The sequence below is a fragment of the Leclercia sp. LSNIH8 genome (assembly GCF_002920195.1).
Taxonomy (GTDB): domain Bacteria; phylum Pseudomonadota; class Gammaproteobacteria; order Enterobacterales; family Enterobacteriaceae; genus Enterobacter.
This window is the reverse complement of record NZ_PQJY01000014.1, coordinates 48,973-66,877: the sequence shown is the minus strand read 5'-3', so window position 1 is coordinate 66,877 and position 17,905 is coordinate 48,973. Positions and strand designations below refer to the sequence as shown.

The following is a 17,905-nucleotide window of genomic DNA, read 5'->3' as shown; positions in this document are numbered from 1 at the left end:
CCTACAGGTCTGCCGATGCGTGTGCTTCTGCTAACGTATTGTTTGTCTTTTGAACATCGCCCTCGCCACGCAACCGGTACTCTTCATCCTGCGCGGTGGCCTGCTCGACTAAATCCGGATTAATCTCGCGTTTTACCTCCACGCCAAGGCTGCGGAACGATTCGGCCTGAGCCAGCAGGTTGCCGCGCCCGGAGGCCAGCTTTTTCATCGCCTGACGGTAATTATCCTGAGCGCGATCCAGGCTCTGCCCAACGGACGACATGTCATCGACGAACAGGCGCATTTTGTCGTACAGCCGGCTGGCGCGATCGGCAATCTGCTGGGCATTGCGGCTCTGGTGCTCATAGCGCCACAGATTCGCAATGGTGCGCAGCGCCACCAGCAGCGTGGTGGGGCTCACCAGCATAATGTTGTTTTTCAGCGCTTCGGAGATCAACTCCGGCTGACGGTCCAGCGCCAGTAAGAAGGCGGGTTCAACCGGGATAAACATTAGCACGTAGTCAAGCGAGCGCAGGCCGGGTAGCTGTTGATAATCTTTACGCCCCAGCAGGCGAATGTGGTTCCGCACCGAGGCGATATGCTCCTGCAACGCCGTCTCGCGGGTGTAGTCATCCTCGGCATTGAAGTAACGCTCGTAGGCCACCAGTGTCATTTTGGCGTCGATGACCACATCCTTCTCCTGCGGCAGGCGGACAATAACATCCGGCTGCATCCGCGCGCGGGATTCTGTTTCGATACTAACCTGGGTCTGATATTCATGCCCTTCACGCAGGCCGGAGGCTTCCAGTACGCGGGTCAACACCACTTCGCCCCAGTTACCCTGGGTTTTATTGTCGCCTTTCAGCGCCCGGGTCAGGTTGATTGCCTCCTGGGCCATCTGGGCATTTAGCTGCTGGAGATTGCGAATTTCATGGGCCAACGTGTGTCGCTCCCGCGCCTCCTGGCCAAAGCTGTCCTGCACCTGGCGACGAAAACCGTCCAGCTGTTCGCGCAGGGGAGTCAGCAGACCGTTCAGGCTCTGGCGGTTTTGCTCGTCAACACGGCGGCTGCTCTGCTCAAAGATGCGATTGGCCAGGTTTTCGAACTGCTCGCTCAGGCGCTGTTCGCTGTTCATCATCTGGCGGATTTTGTCTTCCGCATGCAGCTGGGTGGATTCCAGGCGGGTGGTGACTTCGCGCAGGTCGGCTTCCAGCGAGGTGTTGATATCCCGCAGATTACGCAGTTCGTTATTGAGTAGCTCGCACTCGTCGCGCCAGTGTCCGCTTTGCGCCGCCTGTTGTTTCAACGCGCTTAAGGCAGCCACCATCTCTTCACGTTCGGCCAGCTGATCGGCTTTTTGCTGCGCATGCTGATAGCTGGCGAACAACCAGCCCACGCCGACGCTAATTAGCGCGATAACGGCATAAAAAAGGATGGAGATATCCACGACGCCCCCTGCATCAAGGTATGACCCGCACAAAATAGGATTGTGCTGTATAAACGTCCAGTTTGAAAAGGGTTTTCTGCGAGGGGCTACGCAAAGAAAAAGGCCGAACGGGTCGGCCTTTGTCGATAAGAGAACGGAATTAGAGCAGGCGGCGGGCCGCTTCCACGACAATTTTCACCGCGTGGCTTTCGGTCTGCTTCATGGTTTCGGCATTCGGGATCTCTTGCTGAGTACGGTTAACAATAACACCCGCGACCATACCGGCACGCAGACCCTGGCTTGCGCACATAGTCAGCAGCGTGGCGGATTCCATTTCATAGTTCATAACACCCATGGACTGCCACTCTTCCATCGAGCCTTTGAAACGGCTTACCACGCGGCCGGAGAAGGTGTCATAGCGCTCCTGGCCCGGGTAGAAGGTGTCAGACGAGGCGGTGACGCCAACGTGGGTGGTTGCGCCAACGGATTTCGCGGCTTCCACCAGCGCGGTGGTGCACTCGAAATCGGCTACTGCCGGGAATTCCATCGGGGCAAAGTGCAGGCTCGCACCGTCCAGACGTACAGACGCCGTGGTGACCAGCACGTCGCCAACGTTGATGTGCGGCTGGATCGCACCGGTCGTACCGATACGCAGGAAAGTACGGATGCCCAGCTGTGCCAGCTCTTCAACGGCAATAGAGGTAGACGGGCCACCGATACCGGTTGAGCACACGATCACCGCTTTACCATCCAGCTCTGCCCGCCAGGTCGTGAATTCGCGATGGGCTGCCAGCTTAACCGGCTTATCCATCAGCGCGGCGATCTTTTCCACACGCTCAGGATCGCCAGGGACGATAGCGAGCGTAGCCCCTTGTAAATCGATTTTAGTGAGGCCGAGATGAAAAACATCAGACTTAGACATAGAAAACTCCTCTGTGGGTCAGTTTGTCAGCAGAAGCAAAGCGGTACTTTACCGAAGGAACTGGCTTCATTTCGTGATAGACATCACCGCTAATGAAATTGATTGCAGTTAATTACCATGAAATAGTGATTAACATCACATTAACGACTTATATCGTTATCTGTTGCACAAAAGATAGCCTGTTTCGGGCACTGTGGATTGTTAACCTGCGGACTATATTTACTTTTGCGCTAATTGGTACGGAGAATGCCATGACTGGAACATCTGGATTTGCCCCTGCTGCTGATCTGCAAGCCTCAACCGTTGTCACTACCCCCGACGAGGCGATTACCGCCGGGGAGACCTCGATTCCGACCCAGGGCGATAATATGCCCGCTTACCATGCCCGGCCCAAAAATGCGCAAGGGGCATTGCCGATCGTCATCGTGGTTCAGGAAATTTTCGGCGTACATGAGCATATTCGTGATATCTGCCGCCGCCTGGCGCTGGAAGGTTATCTGGCGGTCGCGCCGGAGCTCTACTTCCGTCAGGGCGATCCGAACGAGTACAGCGACATCCCTACCCTGTTCAGCAACCTGGTCAGTAAAGTGCCGGATGCGCAGGTGCTGGCGGATCTTGACCACGTCGCCAACTGGGCAGCGCGCAACGGTGGCGATCCCCATCGTCTGCTGGCGACCGGTTTCTGCTGGGGCGGACGGATCAGCTGGCTCTATGCCGCCCATAACCCGCAGCTGAAAGCAGCCGTGGCGTGGTATGGCAAACTGGTCGGCGAGAAAACCCTGAATTCACCAAAACATCCTGTCGATATTGCTACCGATTTAAACGCCCCCGTGCTTGGGCTCTATGGCGCCGAAGACACCGGCATTCCACTGGATACCGTCGAGACGATGCGTCATGCCCTGCGGGCGGCGAACGCAACGGCGGAGATTGTGGTCTATCCGGGAGCGGGACATGCATTTAATGCCGATTACCGTCCGAGCTATCACGAAGAGTCAGCGAAGGATGGCTGGCAGCGGATGCTGACCTGGTTTGCGCAGTATGGCATCAAAAAATAATACCCTTCCGCCCGGCACGTCTGCCGGGCGTACAATCCATGGTTATTAATCCCAGCAATATAAACATGTATTTATATATACTACAGAGAGGATTACTATTTAAATAATAATCGCCTCCCTGATTTTGTGAGCCATCATAAATTAAAAAGGTTTTAGGAAATTAACCATACAGTTATGCTTTTCTCTCCTGTATGTGGGGCGTACGCTGGCATTCATATTACTTGCCAAACAGGAGGTTACAGGATGGCTATACCGGTATATCTTTGGTTAACAGACCATACAGGAAATCAGGTTAAAGGTTCAGTTAATATACAAGGAAGAGAAGGAAGCATTGAGATTATAGAGTTTATGCATTCTGTCGATCTTCCCACGGACAACCTTACAGGTAAAATTACTGGCAAACGTATCCATGGTGACTTTGCTTTAATCAAAGAAATTGATAGCTCATCGCCTTACCTTTATAAAGGCGTAGCTACTGGTCAAAAATTTAAGCAAGCAGAGCTTAAGTTTTTCCGTATAAATTATAATGGTCAGGAAGAGGAATATTTCCGTATAATGATGGAAAATGTCAGGGTTAATGGAATAGAGCCGTTAATGTTCGACATTAAAAATACCACTTTTGAAAGGCACAATCACCTTGAAACATTTTATTTAGCTTATGAAATAATCACATGGCACTATCTGGATGGAAATATTATTCATACAGACAGATGGGATGCTGAGCAGGAGGCTGTGGTATGACGTGGGTTTATAAAGTAAGTTCGCACTCATTTTATCTGGACGGCACTTATCAGTTTGATGGTCAGTATGCAGGTAGGCCTGGGTTTAAAAACGACTCAGCACATGAATGCGTAAAAAACAAAGGCCCGCTACCAAGAGGAACGTATACAATAGGACCCGCTTTTTATCATTCTAAAACTAAAGCATGGACAATGAGATTAACTCCCTACGCCGGGAACGATATGTGCGGTCTGGATGGCTTCATGATACATGGGGAAAGTTCATTGCACCCGGGAGAGGCATCCGACGGATGTATCATCCTAAATTTATCCAGTCGTAAAATCATTGCTGCAAGCAGTGATAAAATACTCGTTGTGGAGGATTAATGTTTAATAAAAAATCTCTCTACATATTAATTATGTATCCTTTTCTTGCGCACGCGAATAATAATGGATGTGCTATTGTCGGTGCGTCAATGGAGACCGCTTTATTCAATGCCATTTCGCGAGACTTACAAATCGATACGTCGACTATTCAGCGGAACAAAACAACCATTAAAATCATTGACCTTTCTCCTGTATCAAAACTGTACGCGCGATCATTAGCAAAAATCGATTATGAAATGGCTGTGGCACAGGGTAAAGCGACAATACCCGAGGGTGCTTACATGGACAGTTATTATGAAAATAATACTCAATCCCTGACGGTAAAATACACATACATCAACAAGGAGAAAAAGGAAGATATATTCATTACTTCTGGCCTTATAAATGACGATGAGTGCTCAGTCAGGTTTAATGGGTATATGGTAATAGCAAGAGAGTTTTAATTATTCAGGAAGGTCGTACGTAGGCCGGGCAAGCCTCACGCCGCCCGGCAATCGTGTACCAGGGTTAACCCTGACGCAGGTTCTGCGCCGCTTTCACCATGTTCGCCAGCGCGCTTCGGGTCTCAGGCCAGCCGCGGGTTTTCAGGCCGCAGTCCGGGTTCACCCATAGGCGCTCAGCCGGAATACGCTGGGCCGCTTTTTGCAGCAGGCTTTCAATCCACTCCACGCTCGGGACGTTCGGGGAGTGAATGTCATAGACGCCAGGCCCGATTTCGTTCGGGTAGTCGAACTCTTCAAACGACTCCAGCAGCTCCATATCCGAGCGTGAGGTTTCGATGGTGATGACGTCAGCATCCAGCGCGGCGATGGAATCCATGATGTCGTTGAACTCGCAGTAACACATATGGGTGTGGATCTGGGTCTCATCCTTCGCCACCGCGGCGTTGATGCGGAACGCTTCCACGCCCCACGCCAGGTAGGCATCCCAGTCGCTGCGACGCAATGGCAGGCCCTCGCGCAACGCCGGTTCGTCAATCTGGATGATGCCGATGCCTGCGGCTTCCAGATCCGCCACTTCATCACGCAGCGCCAGCGCGATCTGCTTCGCAATGGTCTCACGGGACACATCTTCACGCGGGAAGGACCAGCAGAGAATGGTCACCGGCCCGGTCAGCATGCCTTTTACCGGTTTGTCGGTCAGGGACTGGGCATACTTCGCCCACTCGACGGTGATCGCTTCCGGGCGGCTGACGTCACCGATCACCACCGGCGGCTTCACGCAGCGGGAGCCGTAACTCTGCACCCAGCCGTTCTGGGTAAACACAAAGCCGTCGAGGTGTTCACCGAAGTATTCCACCATGTCGTTACGCTCGGCTTCGCCGTGGACCAGCACATCCAGCCCCAGGCGCTCCTGCTCCACAATCGCCTGCTTGATATGTTCGGCGATGCCGGTGCGGTAGTTGCCAGCGTCCAGATTGCCCTTTTTGAAGTCCAGACGCAGGCCGCGGATCTCTTTGGTCTGCGGGAAAGAGCCGATAGTGGTGGTCGGCCAGGCCGGGAGCTTAAAGCGGGCACGCTGGGCTTCAGCACGCACCTCATAAGGACTCTGACGCTGGCTCTCCTTCGCGGTGATGGCGGCCATACGTTTCTCAACCGCCGGGTTATGCACGCGGGTAGAGTGGCGGCGGGCCTGAATTGGCGCGCTCCATGCGGTAATCGCCGTCGTATCGCCGCTGTTCAATGCATCGCGCAGCAGGGCCAGCTCTTCGCATTTTTGCAGGGCGAAGGCAAACCAGCTCTTCACTTCGGCATCCAGACGAGTTTCGACGCTGAGATCTATCGGGCTGTGCAGCAGGGAGCAGGATGAGGCGATCCACAGATCGCGTTTGCCGACGATGTCTTTAATCTGACCATATTTTTCTGTCAGATCGGCGCGCCAGACGTTGCGACCGTTCACCAGCCCGGCAGAGAGCAGCCAGTCGGACGGCAGACGGGAATGGAGTTCTGCCACGTCATCTTTACCGTGGACCAGATCCACGTGCAACCCCTGCACTGACAGGGCGGTGATGGTATCAAGGTTTGGCGTTACCCCTTCAAAATAGGTGGTGAGCAGCAGCTTAACCTGCCCCGCGAGGGCGTCGTATGCCGGTTTGAAGGCATCCAGCCACGCCTGTGGCAGCTCCAGCACCAGTGCCGGTTCGTCGATCTGTACCCACTCAACGCCGCGTTTCGCCAGTTCGCCCAGCACCTGCTGGTACACCGGCAGGATCTCATTCAGCAGGCTCAGGCGATCAAACTGTTCGCCCTTCACTTTACCCAGCCACAGGTACGTTACCGGCCCCAGCAGAACAGGTTTCACCTGATGGCCGAGGGCCAGGGCTTCGTCCACTTCCTCCAGCAGCTGGGTCCAGGTCAGTCTGAACTGCTGGCCCTTCACGAACTCCGGCACCATGTAGTGGTAGTTGGTGTTGAACCACTTGGTCATCTCTGCTGCCGCCGCGGGTTCACCCGTTGGCGCACGGCCACGGCCAATGCGGAACAGGGTGTCGATATCTACCGAGCCATCTTTGCTCTGATGACGAGCCGGCACGTTGCCAAGCAGCAGGCTGGTGGTCAGAACATGGTCGTACCAGGCGAAATCGCCCACCGGCAGGAGGTCAATGCCCGCCTGCTTCTGCTGATCCCAGTGGCGGGCACGGAGTTCGCGTCCCACCGCCAGCAGTTCATCACGGGGGGCATTACCCGCCCAGTAGCTTTCGAGCGCTTTTTTCAGCTCGCGGCGCAGGCCGACGCGCGGGAAACCGAGGGTATGGTTGCGAATTGTCATGATGTGCCCCTTATGGAATTTTCAGTATTTAGCCGTCCAGATGTTTACACTTCCATAATGTGTAGGTACTGTATATTCCTCAAGCGCAAATTGTTCATGGCGAAGTGAAGGACATTCATGATCGAGATAAAACACCTGAAAACGCTCCAGGCGTTGCGGAACTGCGGCTCTCTTGCGGCGGCGGCGGCGGCGCTGCACCAGACGCAATCCGCCCTTTCCCACCAGTTCAGCGATCTGGAACAGCGCCTTGGCTTTCGTCTGTTTGTGCGTAAGAGTCAGCCGCTACGCTTCACGCCACAGGGTGAGATCCTGCTGCAGTTGGCGAATCAGGTGTTGCCGCAGATCGCCAGCGCGTTGCAGGCTTGCCATGAGCCACAGCAAACCCGGCTGCGCATCGCCATTGAGTGCCACAGCTGTATCCAGTGGCTGACACCCGCGCTTGAGAACTTCCGCCAGAGATGGCCGCAGGTGGAGATGGACTTTAAATCCGGCGTGACCTTTGACCCGCAGCCGTCGCTCCAGCAGGGCGAGCTGGATCTGGTCATGACCTCGGATATTCTGCCGCGCAGCGGCCTGCACTATTCGCCAATGTTTGATTTTGAAGTTCGCCTGGTGCTGGCCCCGGATCATCCGCTGGCTGCCAGAACGCGCATTGCGCCGGAAGATCTGGCGACCGAAACGCTGCTGATCTACCCGGTCCAGCGCAGTCGTCTGGATATCTGGCGTCACTTCCTGCAGCCGGCAGGCATCAGCCCGCAGCTGAAAAGCGTGGACAATACCCTGCTGTTAATTCAGATGGTGGCAGCCCGCATGGGGATTGCCGCATTACCACACTGGGTGGTGGAGAGTTTTGAACGCCAGGGCCTGGTCGTGACCAGAACCCTGGGTGAAGGACTGTGGAGCCGGCTCTATTCTGCTGTGCGCGATGGCGAGCAGCGTCAACCTGTCACCGAGGCTTTTATTCGCTCAGCGCGGAATCACGCCTGCGATCATCTGCCGTTTGTCCGGAGCGCGGAGCGACCCAACGGCGATGTACCCACAATGAAGCCAGGATCACCGTACCCCCAATAATGAAGCTCGGCCAGTGCGGTTGTTCCTGCCAGATGGCGAGGTTAACCAGCAGGCCCGCCGGGACGTGAACGTTATTCATGATCCCAAGCGTTCCGGCGTCCACCTGCGTGGCGCCATAGTTCCACATGAAGTAACCCAGCCCGGATGCCACCACTCCCAGCCAGACCAGCACGCTCCACTGCAGCGTCGTGGTCGGCAGTTTTTGTGGGTTCCCCAACATGAACCATGCCGCCACTGCCACAATCGCCGCGCCCATATAAAACCAGGCAAAGGCGTTGTGCTGCGGCATCGGACGGGTTTCCATCAAACGCTTATACCCCACCATGCCGATGGCAAAGCTGATGTTGGCGAGCTGGACGAACATCAGCCCGGTCCAGAAGTGGTCGCTCACTTTGTCATAGCGAATGATCGCCGCGCCCAACACCGCCAGCGCCGCGCTCAGCAGGTAGCCCCAGCGCAAACGGCGTTTGCTCAGCAGGTCATAAATCAGCGTGATATAGAGCGGCGTGAGCACGGTAAACAGCAGGAATTCCGATACCGACAGGTAGACGTAAGCGCGGAAGCTGAACAGGTACATGATGCCGAGCTGCATCGCGCCTACCAGCATATAGAGCAAAATGGTTTTCAGCGTTTGTCTGCGCGTACGCAGGAACGGCAGGAACACCAGCGCCGCCAGCCCCACACGCATCAGCACCGAGAAATAGCTATCGACCGAACCGGCAAGGTATTCGCCAATCAGGCTAAAGGAGAAGGCCCACAGAATAGTGGTGATAATGAGTAGCGCCACAATGCTTGTCTCTTGAAAAGATGGACAGGCATTGTAGCGAACTCTTTGGTTGACAACTGAACGTTAAACAACCAAATGAAGATTATTCAAGAAACAGCTTACGCAGATATTTTGGTACCGCGTTATCACCGTTGGTGCCGATCACTTCCAGCTCCGGGTGCAGATCTTTCAGGCGCTGGTGGGCGTTTTCCATGATGCAGCCCTTGCCCGCCATGGAGAGCATTTCGGCGTCGTTCATGCCGTCGCCAAAGGCGATGCAATCCTTAAGATCAAAGCCCAGGCGTTTGGCTACCGCTTCAAGGGCATGCCCCTTGGAGACGCCGCCCGCCATCACTTCCAGGCAGGTCAGCGTGGAGAAGCTGACGTTAACCCGATCGCCCCAACGGGCGTTAATCGCCTGCTCCAGCGGCAGCAGCGCTTCGTGGCTGTCGGTGGTAAAGAACACCTTGCTGATGCCTTCCGGCTCCAGCAGGCCCGGCTCATACAGCGAATAGTTGAATACCGCCTCTTTAAAGAAGCGCATCTCGTCCGGGCGGTGACGGTTCATAAACCACTCGTCATCGCGATAGACGTTGGTGATGATGTCGGGGTTGTTGTGCATGATCCCGAACAGATCGGTGGCGATGTCGCGATCGAGGTTATGGGTGAAGATCAGATTCCCGTCCAGATCGTGCACGCGGGCGCCGTTGGAGGTGATCATGTAGGATTTGATCTCCAGATTATCGCGGATCTGCCCCACATCAACGTGGTGGCGGCCGGTGGCGAAGACAAAGTTCACGCCACGGGCAGTCAGAAGTTTTAAGGTCTCTTTCGCGTAGGGCGATAAAGTGTGATCGGGGGAGAGCAGCGTGCCATCTAAATCAGACGCGACAACCTGGTACATAGAAAAATTTAACCTCTGGTGAATATCAGTTATGCCTGTCGAAAAAGTCGACGATGGCGTGGAGTGCGACTGAGCGCATGGCGTCCTTTTCGAAAAGGATCTCATGGTACGCGCCGTTTATGACCAGCGGTTTATCCCCTTCACAGGGGTGACCGGCTGCGGCTCGCAGTTCACAAAAGCGGTCGTGCATGCGGTTATCCACTACCCGCTCCTCTTCAGCCTGAAGGATGAGCGTGGGCGTATCGTCCTGACCGGCACCCGCCAATACCTCTTCACCCGCCAGAATACCTTCGCGAACCCAGTGCCAGGTGGGGCCGCCAACGCGCAAGCGCGGTTCATCGGCATAAAAACGCAGGTTGCGGCGATAACGCTGCTGGCTATGGGTTAAGACGTTGATGGCAAAAGGCAAAGCCCGCCAGCGTCCTGTTCCGATGGCGTAGCCTTCACGAATGCGCTGATGGCCCTCAGCCCAGTCGAGAAGATGGCGCACCATCCAGTCCGGAAAACGTATCACAATGCCATACATCGGCGCGGTAAGCGCAATGGCATCGCACTGGTGATCGTAGCGCTGCAAAAAGAGCGTAGAAATGGCGCCACCCATGGAGTGCGCAAGAATATAGCGCTTGCGCCACGGGCCGGGCTGCACTTCCTGCTGCCAGAATGCGGCCAGATCGTCGACGTAATCGCTGAAGTTTTCCACGTGGCCACGATGGGTATCCGGCAACATCCGACCGGAAAGCCCCTGCCCGCGATGGTCGATAATTAACACATCAAAACCCAGATGGAACAGATCGTACGCCAGCTCGGCATATTTGATGTAGCTTTCGATACGCCCGGGGCAGACGACAATCACCCGGTCATTTTTTTCATCACGGAAACGAACGAAGCGTACCGGGATATCCCCGACGCCCGTAAACTCATCTTCCTCGCGCTGGCGCCAGAAATCGGTCAACGGTCCCATGGAGAAAGCAGCAAATGCCTTTTCTCGCGTTTCCCAGTCCTTATTCAGCTGAAACATCGGGTTTACGCCCCTGTAAGCCAAGGAATATCGTTTTTTTGTGACAGGCCGTAAAATGACGCAACATTAGCGTATTGTGGCATAAAAATAGACGATTCGGGAGTTTCAAATGACCTTTGAGTGGTGGTTCGCCTACCTGCTGACATCCATTATCCTCAGCCTTTCACCGGGCTCAGGGGCGATCAATACCATGACCACCGCCATGAACCACGGCTATCGCGGCGCAGCGGCGTCGATTGCCGGCTTGCAAACCGGGCTGGCTATTCACATTGTGCTGGTCGGCGTGGGGCTCGGCACGCTCTTCTCCCGTTCGGTGCTGGCCTTCGAAGTGCTGAAATGGGCTGGGGCAGCCTATCTGATCTGGCTGGGTATTCAGCAGTGGCGCGCCGCAGGGTCCCTTGACCTCAACACGCTCGCCCAGACGCAAAGCAGGGGAAAACTGTTTAAGCGGGCAGTGTTTGTGAACCTGACCAACCCGAAGAGCATCGTCTTCCTGGCGGCCCTGTTTCCGCAGTTTATCGTGCCGCATCAGCCCCAGATCATGCAGTACGTGGTGCTTGGCGTGACCACCATTGTGGTCGATATCATTGTGATGATTGGCTATGCGACGCTGGCTACGCGGATTGCGACATGGATTAAAGGGCCTCGTCAGATGAAGGCCCTGAATAAAGTGTTCGGTTCGCTGTTTATGCTGGTGGGTGCGCTGCTGGCATCAGCAAGGCACGCTTAACGCGACAGGATCAGATGAATGCCGAAGCCGGCGAATAACGCGCCGGCAACGCCGTCAATCCACTTCGCCAGACGTTGGTAGCCGCGTCGCATGGAGGGTAACGCAAACAGGCTTGCCACCACGGTGAACCAGGCAAACGTCTCCAGAACGATCAGCAGGAAGATGCCCCAGCGCGCCCCGGCACCGACATCCTCACCCACAAACAGTGAAAATACCGAACCGAAATAGATAATGGCCTTTGGATTAGCCAGGTTGGTCAGCAGCCCTTTCACAAAGCTGCGTCCGCTGGCCGCCAGCTCCATTTTTGGCTCAGGCGTTTCGCTGTCATCTTTCTTAAACGCCCCGCGCAGCATCTGATAGCCCATCCAGCACAGATAGAGGCCGCCGCCAACCATAATAATGTTATGCAGCCAGGCCATCTTAGCGAGGATTAGGTTCAGGCCCAGCAGTGCCAGGGCAGCCCAGACCATAACGCCAAGGGTAATGCCCAGCACGCCCATCATCGCCTCTTTGCGCGAACGGCTCACCGCCGTTTGGGACACGAAGAAAAAGTCGGGGCCAGGGCTCATCAGCGCCACAATATGCACCAGCGCCACGGTCAGAAACAGGGTTAACATAATTAACTCGCGGGGAAATAGTTCAGGGAGCAATCATCCTGGCACTTTTTTGCCGGGCTGACTACTCCTCATCATCACCATCCGTATGGGAGCGAATCAGCGCCATAAACTCTTTGCCGAAGCGCTCCAGTTTGCGGGTACCCACGCCGTTGACGCTGAGCATTTCGCTGGCGCTGAGCGGCATCTGTTCGGCCATCTCAATCAGCGTGGCATCGTTAAACACCACATAAGGTGGGATATTCTCTTCGTCGGCGATGGCCTTGCGCAGCTTACGCAGTTTGGCAAACAGCTTACGGTCATAGTTGCCGCCGTAGGATTTCTGCATCACACGCGGTTTCAGCGCCACCACGCGCGGCACGGCGAGCTGCAATTCCACTTCGCCGCGCAGCACCGGACGGGCGGCTTCGGTCAGCTGCAGCGCGGAGTGTTGGGCAATGTTCTGGGTCGCAAAGCCCAGGTGGATCAGCTGGCGGATCACGCTGACCCAGTGCTCGTGGCTCTGATCGCGGCCAATACCGTAGACCGGCAGCTTGTCATGGCCCATCTCGCGGATACGCTGATTGTTGGCGCCGCGCAGCACTTCCACCACGTAGCCCATCCCGAAGCGCTGATTGACGCGGCCAATGGTGGAGAGCGCCTTGCGCGCGTCCATCAGCCCGTCGTACTGCTTCGGCGGGTCGAGGCAGATATCGCAGTTGCCGCACGACTCCTGGCGTCCCTCGCCAAAATAGTTCAGCAGCACCAGACGGCGGCAGGTTTGCGCTTCGGCAAAGGCGCCCATCGCGTTGAGCTTATGACGCTCGATATCCTGCAACTGCCCCTGGGGTTTCTCTTCCAGGCAGCGACGCAGCCAGGCCATATCGGCCGGATCGTAAAACAGCATCGCCTCGGCGGGCAGGCCATCACGCCCGGCGCGGCCTGTCTCCTGGTAGTAGGATTCGATATTGCGCGGAATGTCGAAATGCACCACAAAGCGCACGTTCGGCTTGTTGATGCCCATACCGAAGGCGACAGTCGCCACCACAATTTGCAGATCGTCGCGCTGGAATTTCTCCTGCACGTCGGCACGAATGTGGTTTTCCAGCCCCGCATGATAGGCGGCGGCGCTGAAGCCGCGGCTTTGCAGACGGGCGGCGGTGTCTTCAACCTTCGCCCGGCTGTTGCAGTAGATAATGCCGGATTTGCCGCGCTGCTCCTGGACGTAGCGCAGCAGCTGATCGAGGGGCTTAAATTTCTCCATCAGCATATAGCGGATGTTCGGGCGGTCGAAGCTGCTGACCTGAATCAGCGGATCGTTGAGCCCCAGCAGACGGACAATATCCTGCCGGGTGGTGTCGTCGGCGGTAGCGGTAAGGGCCATAAACGGCACCGACGGGAAGCGCTGACGCAGCTGACCGAGCGCGGCATACTCTGGACGGAAATCATGCCCCCACTGGGAGATACAGTGCGCTTCGTCTACCGCCAGCAGTACCGGATTCCAGTGCGCCAGATGCTCAAGGAAGTTATCCAGCATCAGGCGTTCCGGGGCGATATAGAGCAGACGAACCTGCCCGGTGCGGCACCCGGCCATCACCTCCTGCTGCTGCTCGCGGGTCTGGGTAGAGTTGAGGCAGGCCGCCGCCACGCCGTTCGCCAGCAGCTGGTCGACCTGGTCTTTCATCAGCGAGATCAGCGGTGACACCACCACCGTCAGGCCATTCAGTACCAGCGCGGGAACCTGATAGCACAGCGATTTACCGCCGCCTGTCGGCATGACCACCAGACAGTCACGCCCCTCAAGGGCCGTGTTGATGATGGTTTCCTGGCCCGGGCGGAACTGGTGATAGCCAAAGGTTTCATGCAAAACCTGTTTAGCCAGCGACTCCTGATTAACGACTTCCGCCTGCACCACATCAACCCCATTTGCCCGAAATTAAAACAGGCGCTATTTTCAGCGCCTGCGAGAGAAACTTCAACGTTTAAGAGAAAAACATTCGAGGAGGCTAGAAAAGATCGTTCAGCATCACGCCCACACCCACGCGGGTCTGGTTGAAGTTGTAGTCGATGAGGGACTCGCCATAACCGCTGTAGACCTGGGTATACAGACGAACATGTTTGGTCAGCGGGTAGCTGACGCCCATCTCTGCACCACCATAGCCGGTGTTCCAGTTGTACTGCCCTTTCACACTCAGCACCGCTTCGCCCAGCTGATAGCCCACCCGCAGCTGATAGTAGCCCATGTATTTGGTGATATCCGGATTATCGTCGGTGTTACCCACCACATACCAGGGTTTCACCTCCACCAGCCAGTTGCCGTTCTGCGCCATCAGGCGGCTATAGATACGGTTCCAGCTGCGCGAGGTGGGGTCGGAGCGCCCGTTGGATTGATGGTTGTAGCCAAACTCCACGTCCCGCAGCGTCCAGCCCGCCAGCGAGTAGTCGGTAGCAAAGCCAAGGAACAGCTGCGGCTCGTAGTTGGTCTCACGGAACGGCGAGGATTCATCGCTGTTTGATAGCTGCCACCACGACTTCTGCGTGTAAGAGCCACCCAGAATCGAATTTGGCCCCAGAATGCCGCGCCATAACGGGAAGGCGAGGCTCAGCTGGAATTTCACCTCATCTTTCTGCGAATCGTCGGCCCAGTCATAAGTTTTGATCGCCTCTTTATTGAGGTCGCTGGTCACGGTATAAATCAGGTAATTGCTGTCATAAGGATAGAGCGTAAAAGGATTATCGTGCTCCTCCAACAGGTTAGCGATGATACTGCCCCGCACGGCAGGCACCTCCTGAGTTGTCGCGTCCTGCGCAAATGCCGAAAGAGGCAGCGCAGCCGCCGCCATGAGTACGGCCTGATATGTCCGCATCGGTGTTGCTCTCCTGCAAAGCGTTTTAATGAGAAATATTTTGATCCCTTTTAGCATATTTAATGGTGAGTGGCTTCACCTGTGCTCCGAATCTGGCAATTCAATTTGATGGGGCATAAAATCAACATTCTTTTAACAATAAGGATGTGACGTGTTATGTCTGCCACGCTTACTGCCGAAGAAGCGCTGAAGCTTGTCGGCGAGATTTTTGTCTACCACATGCCGTTCAACCGTGCTCTGGGGCTGGAGCTGGAGCGCTACGAAAAAGATTTCGCCCAACTGAGCTTTAACAACCAGCCAATGATGGTCGGTAACTGGGCACAAAGCATTCTGCATGGCGGCGTTATTGCCTCCGCCCTTGACGTTGCTGCCGGTCTGGTCTGCGTTGGTAGCACCCTGACCCGCCACGACACCATTAACGAAGATGAGCTGCGTCAGCGCCTGTCGCGAATGGGAACCATCGATCTGCGCGTCGATTATCTGCGCCCGGGTCGCGGCAATCGCTTCACCGCCAGCAGCAGCCTGCTGCGTGCGGGCAATAAAGTCGCCGTCGCCCGCGTGGAGTTACATAACGAAGAGCAGCTCTATATCGCCAGCGCAACTGCCACATATATGGTGGGTTGAGACGGTAAAATCGGGTAAAATTGCGTGACATATTTGTAACGGATTTTCCTGATGGATGCTAAACAGACGCGGCAAGGCGTTTTACTCGCACTTGCCGCTTATTTTATTTGGGGTATCGCGCCCGCGTACTTCAAGCTGATTCACTACGTTCCTGCCGATGAAATTCTCACTCACCGCATAATCTGGTCGTTTTTCTTTATGGTGGCGCTGATGAGCGTAAGCCGTCAGTGGTCAGGGGTGAAAACGCTTCTGCAAACGCCTAAGAAAATTTTCCTGCTGGCGCTCTCCGCCGTACTGATTGGTGGCAACTGGCTGCTCTTCATCTGGGCGGTAAACAACCAGCATATGCTGGAGGCGAGCCTCGGCTATTTCATTAACCCGCTGGTGAATATCGTGCTGGGGATGTTGTTCCTCGGCGAGCGCTTCCGCCGGATGCAGTGGCTGGCGGTGCTTCTGGCCTTTTGTGGCGTGCTGGTTCAGCTGTGGACCTTTGGCTCGCTGCCGATCATCGCTCTGGGGCTGGCGTTCAGCTTCGCCTTTTATGGTCTGGTGCGTAAAAAAATCGCCGTCGAAGCGCAAACCGGGATGCTGTTTGAAACCCTGTGGCTGCTGCCGGTGGCCGCCATTTATCTGTTTGCTATCGCCGACAGCAGCACCAGCCACATGGGCAGCAACCCGTGGACGCTGAATGTGATGCTGATGGCGGCCGGTGTGGTCACGACCATCCCGCTGCTCTGCTTTACCGGTGCGGCAACGCGCCTGCGCCTGTCAACGCTGGGCTTCTTCCAGTATATCGGCCCGACGCTGATGTTCCTGCTGGCGGTGCTGTTCTACGGCGAAGTGCCGGGGGCAGATAAGATGGTGACGTTCGCGTTTATCTGGGTGGCGCTGGCGGTGTTTGTGGCGGATGCGATTTATACCCAGCGCAGGACGCGCAGAGGGCTGTAGTATTGCCCTCACCCTCTCCCACAGGGAGAGGGAATACGATCGTAGGCCGGGTAAGGCGTAGCCGCCACCCGACACAACACTCAAAGCCAGTTACGGCGCTTAAAGTAGAGATACGGCGCCAGCCCGGCAAGCACCATAAAGACAATCGCCCCCGGGTAGCCAAAGCTCCACTTCAGCTCCGGCATAAACTCGAAGTTCATCCCATAGCTGGACGCCACTAATGTAGGCGGCAGGAAGACCACCGACACCACCGAGAAGATCTTGATGATGCGGTTCTGCTCGATGTTGATAAAGCCCATCGCCGCCTGCATCAGGAAGTTCACCTTCTGGAACAGGGATTCGTTGTGCGGCAGCAGGGATTCGATATCGCGGAGGATCTCACGCGCCTGCTCCAGCTGCCCACCCGGCAGACGCGCCTTGCGCACCAGGAAGTTGAGCGCGCGCTGGGTATCCATCAGACACAGACGGACTTTCCAGCCGATATCTTCCAGCTCTGCCAGCGTTGACAGCGCTTCATCGTACTCATCGCCCTGATGCCCTTCCATGATCACCCGGCTCAGCTCTTCCAGATCGCTGTAGATGTTTTCAATCTCATCCGCCAGCTGTTCGATTTTGGTTTCAAACAGGTCGAGCAGCAGCTCGTAGGCGTTACCGTCCACCATCGCCTGGTTACGGGCGCGCATACGGTAGAGGCGGAACGCAGGCAGCTCACGCTCACGCAGGGTAAACAGGCGGCCATCGCGGATGGTGAATGCGACGGTGGAGTTACCGGCGTGATCTTCTGCATCTTCAAAGAAGAAAAAGGAGTGAATATGCAGGCCATCTTCGTCTTCAAAGAAACGGGCCGATGCTTCGATGTCTTCCAGTTCCGGGCGGGTGGCCAGGCTTTGTCCGAGCTCAGATTGTACGCGCAGGCGTTCGTCGTCATCCGGTTCGACCAGATCTACCCAAACGGCATCAATGAGGGGTTGTGACTCTTCAGCTTCAAGCCGAATCAGTCGGTTCTTTTCCAGTTGAAATGCGCTCAGCATGACCGGGACTCCCAATGCAAAAAATATCGGACAGTTCGGTGGGCACACAGAAACAAATTGGGTTTCAGACCATTAAACAGCCTGACTCAGCGCGAC

The 17,905-nt window shown here is 55.8% G+C and carries 18 protein-coding genes; 8 read left to right on the top strand and 10 right to left on the bottom strand.

Features of this window, described 5'->3' with window-relative positions; all coding sequences use genetic code 11:
* Position 1: 1 nt before the first annotated feature.
* Both rmuC and udp read right to left on the bottom strand, forming a co-directional pair.
* Positions 2–1,426 (bottom strand): DNA recombination protein RmuC, encoded by a 1,425-nt coding sequence (gene rmuC / locus C3406_RS24035; protein WP_103825353.1) that lies wholly within the window; start codon positions 1,424–1,426, stop codon positions 2–4.
* A 139-nt stretch (positions 1,427–1,565) separates the two neighbouring features.
* Positions 1,566–2,327 (bottom strand): uridine phosphorylase, encoded by a 762-nt coding sequence (gene udp, locus C3406_RS24030; protein WP_103825352.1) that lies wholly within the window; start codon positions 2,325–2,327, stop codon positions 1,566–1,568.
* 251 nt (positions 2,328–2,578) lie between these two features.
* Here udp and C3406_RS24025 point away from each other — a divergent pair, with 251 nt between their 5' ends.
* The 4 genes from C3406_RS24025 to C3406_RS24010 all read left to right on the top strand — a co-directional run bounded on the left by C3406_RS24025 (position 2,579) and on the right by C3406_RS24010 (position 4,931).
* Positions 2,579–3,382 (top strand): dienelactone hydrolase family protein, encoded by an 804-nt coding sequence (locus tag C3406_RS24025; RefSeq protein WP_103825351.1) that lies wholly within the window; start codon positions 2,579–2,581, stop codon positions 3,380–3,382.
* Between the two features lie 243 nt (positions 3,383–3,625).
* Entirely contained in the window at positions 3,626–4,123 is a 498-nt protein-coding gene (locus tag C3406_RS24020; protein ID WP_103825350.1) for an Hcp family type VI secretion system effector, read from the top strand.
* Positions 4,120–4,488: a tlde1 domain-containing protein gene (locus tag C3406_RS24015; protein WP_103825349.1), complete on the top strand. Its 369-nt coding sequence runs from the start codon at positions 4,120–4,122 to the stop codon at positions 4,486–4,488. The genes C3406_RS24020 and C3406_RS24015 overlap by 4 nt, the downstream gene beginning before the upstream one ends.
* Positions 4,489–4,520: 32 nt before the next feature.
* The gene (locus C3406_RS24010) at positions 4,521–4,931 is read left to right on the top strand and encodes a Shiga toxin A subunit (protein ID WP_476629949.1); all 411 of its coding nucleotides are present in this window, start codon (positions 4,521–4,523) and stop codon (positions 4,929–4,931) included.
* A 64-nt stretch (positions 4,932–4,995) separates the two neighbouring features.
* On the opposite strand, the gene metE is transcribed toward C3406_RS24010, so the two are convergent.
* Positions 4,996–7,257: a 5-methyltetrahydropteroyltriglutamate--homocysteine S-methyltransferase gene (gene metE, locus C3406_RS24005; protein ID WP_103825347.1), complete on the bottom strand. Its 2,262-nt coding sequence runs from the start codon at positions 7,255–7,257 to the stop codon at positions 4,996–4,998.
* A 117-nt stretch (positions 7,258–7,374) separates the two neighbouring features.
* Between metE and metR the strand changes: the two genes are divergently transcribed.
* Complete coding sequence (metR, locus tag C3406_RS24000) at positions 7,375–8,328, top strand: HTH-type transcriptional regulator MetR (protein ID WP_103825346.1); 954 nt, start codon at positions 7,375–7,377, stop codon at positions 8,326–8,328.
* On the opposite strand, the gene C3406_RS23995 is transcribed toward metR, so the two are convergent.
* The 3 genes from C3406_RS23995 to pldB all read right to left on the bottom strand — a co-directional run bounded on the left by C3406_RS23995 (position 8,216) and on the right by pldB (position 11,016).
* On the bottom strand, positions 8,216–9,115 hold the full coding sequence (locus tag C3406_RS23995; RefSeq protein WP_103825345.1) for a carboxylate/amino acid/amine transporter: 900 nt from the start codon (positions 9,113–9,115) through the stop codon (positions 8,216–8,218). The genes metR and C3406_RS23995 overlap by 113 nt on opposite strands.
* Positions 9,116–9,197: 82 nt before the next feature.
* Entirely contained in the window at positions 9,198–9,998 is an 801-nt protein-coding gene (yigL, locus tag C3406_RS23990; RefSeq protein ID WP_103177433.1) for a sugar/pyridoxal phosphate phosphatase YigL, read from the bottom strand.
* A gap of 25 nt (positions 9,999–10,023) precedes the next feature.
* The gene (gene pldB, locus C3406_RS23985; RefSeq protein ID WP_103825344.1) at positions 10,024–11,016 is read right to left on the bottom strand and encodes a lysophospholipase L2; all 993 of its coding nucleotides are present in this window, start codon (positions 11,014–11,016) and stop codon (positions 10,024–10,026) included.
* Between the two features lie 109 nt (positions 11,017–11,125).
* Here pldB and rhtB point away from each other — a divergent pair, with 109 nt between their 5' ends.
* Positions 11,126–11,746 carry a homoserine/homoserine lactone efflux protein gene (gene rhtB / locus C3406_RS23980; protein ID WP_103825343.1) on the top strand — a complete coding sequence of 207 codons (621 nt, stop codon included), beginning with the start codon at positions 11,126–11,128 and terminating at the stop codon, positions 11,744–11,746.
* Here the strand turns inward: rhtB and rhtC are convergent.
* From rhtC to pldA, 3 genes are all read right to left on the bottom strand, one after another.
* Positions 11,743–12,363: a threonine export protein RhtC gene (gene rhtC, locus C3406_RS23975; protein ID WP_103825342.1), complete on the bottom strand. Its 621-nt coding sequence runs from the start codon at positions 12,361–12,363 to the stop codon at positions 11,743–11,745. The two genes, rhtB and rhtC, sit on opposite strands and share 4 nt — an antisense overlap.
* 61 nt (positions 12,364–12,424) lie before the next feature.
* Positions 12,425–14,254 carry an ATP-dependent DNA helicase RecQ gene (gene recQ / locus C3406_RS23970; RefSeq protein WP_103825341.1) on the bottom strand — a complete coding sequence of 610 codons (1,830 nt, stop codon included), beginning with the start codon at positions 14,252–14,254 and terminating at the stop codon, positions 12,425–12,427.
* A 91-nt stretch (positions 14,255–14,345) separates the two neighbouring features.
* Positions 14,346–15,206 (bottom strand): phospholipase A, encoded by an 861-nt coding sequence (gene pldA, locus C3406_RS23965; RefSeq protein ID WP_103825340.1) that lies wholly within the window; start codon positions 15,204–15,206, stop codon positions 14,346–14,348.
* 156 nt (positions 15,207–15,362) lie between these two features.
* Here pldA and yigI point away from each other — a divergent pair, with 156 nt between their 5' ends.
* Positions 15,363–15,830, top strand: coding sequence for an acyl-CoA thioesterase YigI (gene yigI, locus C3406_RS23960; protein ID WP_103177439.1), 468 nt, complete (start codon positions 15,363–15,365; stop codon positions 15,828–15,830).
* Between the two features lie 51 nt (positions 15,831–15,881).
* Positions 15,882–16,778 carry an EamA family transporter RarD gene (rarD, locus tag C3406_RS23955; RefSeq protein ID WP_103825339.1) on the top strand — a complete coding sequence of 299 codons (897 nt, stop codon included), beginning with the start codon at positions 15,882–15,884 and terminating at the stop codon, positions 16,776–16,778.
* Positions 16,779–16,858: 80 nt separating this feature from the next.
* On the opposite strand, the gene corA is transcribed toward rarD, so the two are convergent.
* Positions 16,859–17,809, bottom strand: coding sequence for a magnesium/cobalt transporter CorA (gene corA / locus C3406_RS23950; protein WP_039031208.1), 951 nt, complete (start codon positions 17,807–17,809; stop codon positions 16,859–16,861).
* Between the last annotated feature and the right edge of the window lie 96 nt (positions 17,810–17,905).

Excerpts from the sequence above, each read along its gene's own strand:
- udp (WP_103825352.1), bottom strand. The coding sequence starts at position 2,327 with ATGTCTAAGTCTGATGTTTTTCATCTCGGCCTCACTAAAATCGATTTA.
- C3406_RS24025 (WP_103825351.1), top strand. The coding sequence starts at position 2,579 with ATGACTGGAACATCTGGATTTGCCCCTGCTGCTGATCTGCAAGCCTCA.
- C3406_RS24020 (WP_103825350.1), top strand. The coding sequence starts at position 3,626 with ATGGCTATACCGGTATATCTTTGGTTAACAGACCATACAGGAAATCAG.
- C3406_RS24015 (WP_103825349.1), top strand. The coding sequence starts at position 4,120 with ATGACGTGGGTTTATAAAGTAAGTTCGCACTCATTTTATCTGGACGGC.
- C3406_RS24010 (WP_476629949.1), top strand. The coding sequence starts at position 4,521 with ATGTATCCTTTTCTTGCGCACGCGAATAATAATGGATGTGCTATTGTC.
- metE (WP_103825347.1), bottom strand. The coding sequence starts at position 7,257 with ATGACAATTCGCAACCATACCCTCGGTTTCCCGCGCGTCGGCCTGCGC.
- metR (WP_103825346.1), top strand. The coding sequence starts at position 7,375 with ATGATCGAGATAAAACACCTGAAAACGCTCCAGGCGTTGCGGAACTGC.
- yigL (WP_103177433.1), bottom strand. The coding sequence starts at position 9,998 with ATGTACCAGGTTGTCGCGTCTGATTTAGATGGCACGCTGCTCTCCCCC.
- pldB (WP_103825344.1), bottom strand. The coding sequence starts at position 11,016 with ATGTTTCAGCTGAATAAGGACTGGGAAACGCGAGAAAAGGCATTTGCT.
- rhtB (WP_103825343.1), top strand. The coding sequence starts at position 11,126 with ATGACCTTTGAGTGGTGGTTCGCCTACCTGCTGACATCCATTATCCTC.
- rhtC (WP_103825342.1), bottom strand. The coding sequence starts at position 12,363 with ATGTTAACCCTGTTTCTGACCGTGGCGCTGGTGCATATTGTGGCGCTG.
- pldA (WP_103825340.1), bottom strand. The coding sequence starts at position 15,206 with ATGCGGACATATCAGGCCGTACTCATGGCGGCGGCTGCGCTGCCTCTT.
- yigI (WP_103177439.1), top strand. The coding sequence starts at position 15,363 with ATGTCTGCCACGCTTACTGCCGAAGAAGCGCTGAAGCTTGTCGGCGAG.
- rarD (WP_103825339.1), top strand. The coding sequence starts at position 15,882 with ATGGATGCTAAACAGACGCGGCAAGGCGTTTTACTCGCACTTGCCGCT.
- corA (WP_039031208.1), bottom strand. The coding sequence starts at position 17,809 with ATGCTGAGCGCATTTCAACTGGAAAAGAACCGACTGATTCGGCTTGAA.